Origin of the sequence: Neolewinella litorea, assembly GCF_004803465.1 — a bacterium.
Classification (GTDB): Bacteria; Bacteroidota; Bacteroidia; order Chitinophagales; family Saprospiraceae; genus Neolewinella; species Neolewinella litorea.
This window is the reverse complement of record NZ_SRSF01000024.1, coordinates 1-3,576: the sequence shown is the minus strand read 5'-3', so window position 1 is coordinate 3,576 and position 3,576 is coordinate 1. Positions and strand designations below refer to the sequence as shown.

Annotated in this window: 3 protein-coding genes; 2 read left to right on the top strand and 1 reads right to left on the bottom strand. The window is 40.5% G+C overall.

Annotated elements, in window-relative coordinates:
• A partial coding sequence (locus tag E4021_RS17820; RefSeq protein WP_136460831.1) for a transposase occupies positions 1–256 on the bottom strand: 256 nt, incomplete at its 3' end.
• A 349-nt stretch (positions 257–605) separates the two neighbouring features.
• Between E4021_RS17820 and E4021_RS17815 the strand changes: the two genes are divergently transcribed.
• Both E4021_RS17815 and E4021_RS17810 read left to right on the top strand, forming a co-directional pair.
• On the top strand, positions 606–1,154 hold the full coding sequence (locus tag E4021_RS17815; protein ID WP_136460842.1) for a hypothetical protein: 549 nt from the start codon (positions 606–608) through the stop codon (positions 1,152–1,154).
• A gap of 5 nt (positions 1,155–1,159) precedes the next feature.
• Positions 1,160–3,037, top strand: a complete 1,878-nt coding sequence (locus tag E4021_RS17810) for a caspase family protein (protein ID WP_168797679.1) — start codon at positions 1,160–1,162, stop codon at positions 3,035–3,037.
• Positions 3,038–3,576: the final 539 nt, after the last annotated feature.

Sequence of the window (3,576 nt, the reverse complement as noted above, 5' to 3'; positions counted from 1 at the left end):
TCCACTGGAGTTCGTCCAACACTGCGTCAAAGGTGCCGTCCTTGCTCCAGCGGCGAAACCGGTCATAAACGGTCTGCCATGAACCAAATCGGGCTGGAATGTCACGCCACGCCGCCCCACTGAAGAGTACCCAGAGGATACCATTCAGCATCGTGCGGTGATCGCGACTGGGTCGACCTCTAGCTCCAGCGGGGCGAACTGGAAAAAGGTGAGCGATAGCCGCCCATTGTTCATCCGTAATTTCGTACCTACGCATACCCCAAAAGTAGGCGCTAGACATTTTTCAGACACAGCCTAGGTTTTAGGTTAAATCCATCATGGAGAGGGAAGCCTACATCTAGATGAGTTTGATTTTGGGTGCTTCTTATAGAATCCAGTACAGTGGGGCGGCTTAGTAGAACTGAGGTATTGGGTAGTCAAACAGACCTCGGCCAGTCGGAAATGGAAGTTCGATCAATCACAAGTTACATGCCGACAGTAGAACATTCTGGTAAGCATGTGCCTTTGGCTTATTTACAGATAATTATTCCGCGTAAAGCTCCATTAACGGCTTAAAATTTTTTGAGACGCTGTTGCCATTTTTTCCTTTGTAGACACTAATTTAGATGGCTACGATCAAAGCAAGTATCCCATCTATAGTGGGCGCTAGACACAACAAGATTGGGTTGCCATTGTCTCTCTTTTATACGGGGCTGACTTTAATTCTTCAATATCAATCTCAAAGCCAATTTCGATCAAACGCCAACCAAGTAAAAAAAGCACATTTATTGCTCGGCAATTATATTAAATTCATAACTATGGAATTAAAAATTGTCTTACCTGCTGAAAAGTCAAAGCAGTCAATTGTAAACCTTAAAAATTATATGGATAAGGTATCAATCGATGGCGTGTATTCAATAGAAATAGATAGGGCCGAACACTTTTCTGGTCAGTTGGGCTATGGCAATATATTGAATTCCATAACCACCGTAGTCGAAGCAGCAACTGAACCACTGGTAGAACTTGTTAAATGCCTGGAAAAATATGTGAGCAATTATAGAACCGTAATTACTATTTCAACGAAGCATGGAAAAGTTGAAATTAAACACGGTAGGAGCATGTCACCTGATGAACTAAAAGAGGTAGTATCTTCAATACAGCAAAATGACAAGTGATGGTTATGATAGACCATTCTCGTACCAAAGTTTTATTAATTGGAACAAGCGAGTTTCCAGAGGATCCCTCTATTATGTCCATACCTAATGTGGTCGCCAACATTAATCTGTTTAAAAATATACTTATTGATAAAAATCTGGTAGGAATTCCGGAATCTAATATTTCTGTTTCATTAAACGAAACTAAACTTCAAATTGAAAGAAGGCTAAAGGATTTAACTGAGCAAACTCGAGATAAGAAGGACACCCTGTTTGTATATTACACTGGTCACGGAATACTCAGCTCCGAAGATTTTACCCTGTATTTTACAACGTTTCATACTTGTAAAAAATATCTGGAGAGTGACAGTATAAATATTAACGATTTCAAGAAGCACATCAAGAGATCATTCGCTGGCAGAAAAATTGTTATCATTGATTCTTGCCATAGTGGGGCCATTATTGGTGCGATGAATAATATTCCCAGTTCAATACAGGCAGGGCTGAAAGATTTTGAGGGAACCTACGTAATGACTTCCGCTGCAGAAGACGAACCGTCACTGTTTCCTCACGAAGATCCTAAGGCACCGACTTACTTTACCGGCCGGCTCTTAGAAATATTAGGTACTGGATTAGAAACTGATACAGAGTATTGCTCCCTCCGGGACATATTTAATAAAATAAAGACGGATTTTATAAAGGAGAATAAACCTTCTCCTCAGCAATCTAACTTCAATAACGCTGACCAATTATATTTCTCGATTAACAAAAAATTTTTGCCTCGTAAATCTGACGATGAAATTGAGTGGGAAAAAGCGTGTTTCAAAAATACCAAATGGGGTTATTTAGATTTTAAAAACCAGTTTCCAAAAAGTAAATATTGCCAGGCGGCTAAGGGAAGGATTTATACTATAGAAGAAGATGAAATTTGGAACATTGCACTTGAAATGAACAAGGTTTTTTATTACGATGATTACGTAGACAGATATCCTAAAGGGAAATTTGTAATCCAAGCGCGGGAGAATATAAGTGCGATCAATAAAAGAGAAGAAGAGTTATTATGGTCAGAAGCAATGAAAGAAAATAGTGAAGAGAAATATAGCAAATATTTATTATTTTTCCCAGCAGGTCAATTTGTAGGCGAAGCAAGAAATAGTATTTTGAAACTTTCAGAAAAAAAGATTGAGCAAAGCAACTTGATTCCACATTATGGTAGAAAGAATGACGTTTCTGTTAGCCCGCAGTATGTAAACAGGATTCAAAATGATAACCGTTCGAAACAGAATAGACCCAAATCCGAGGTTCTAGATAAGTTGAAGGCAAAAAAAGAGGAAGAAATATTTTGGAATAACGCTATGGAACTCGCAACGATTGAGAGCATGACCGAATACTTGGAAAGGTACCCCACAGGCAACTTTATGATAGCAGCAAAGAGAAAATTGTATAACATAAAAAGAAAGAATGAACGAACGCAGCGCTTAGGAGGAGCCCAATGTGTAGAAAATGAGCCTGACAATTTTTCGCCTGAATGCGGGAACATTTCAATCGAGGACAATTCGGAAGAACCCCGGACTAATTATAATATATTACCGGATAACCTAAGCGATGCAAATGAAGAAATACCTATAGATCAATATACAACGATTGAACAGGAAGATGAGGGTGAAAATAGCCAACTTGCTATGGAGTCAGACACGTGGGAATTTAAAGATTACATTTTATCCATTGCATTTTGGAGCTCCATAATATCATATGGCATTTACGGCGGATATAGTGATATTTGGAATAAAGGTGATTTTAATAGCGTGTGGGAATTATTTGAAATAGTTTTTATTATTATCACCGGCTTTCACCTTGGCTTATTTGTTGTAGCAAAAATTGGTAACTGGATCTTGTCGGAGTAGCTACACTGCTGAGACCGTTTCAATGTGCTATGTTCAAAACCAAAGAATCTGGCCAGAAAATTTACCTTTATTTGCCTAGCGAGTATTACATAGTCGTCCCTGAAGAAGTATGAATCAGTCTTGCAAAGTGTTGAAAACCAGTAGGCTAATATCTTTTTATATTGTTGACGGCATATTAACTTTTCGCCAGAAACCGGCCAAATACGGCCAAAACCTTGCGAAAAATGAAAGGCTCGCTGCGGGAGTATTGCATAAAGTGTGTCAAGGGTAATTCTTAGGATTAAAGATTAAGGGAAAAGAAGAAGGAAGTCAAGCCCTCCCGGCCCTGGTTCTAGAACCAGGGCCGGGAGGGCTTGCGCCGCCGGCTCAGAGGTCCAGGCGCAATCGGTCGTCGTACAGGATGGCCAGCTGGGCCAGGATCCGGTTCCAGTTGTGCATGGGCTTTTGCCACTTGGCGGTGACGTCGCGCTGGACGAGGTACAGCAGCTTCATCAGCGCCGTGTCGGAAGTGAACGACCCCTTGGTCTTGGTGACCCGCC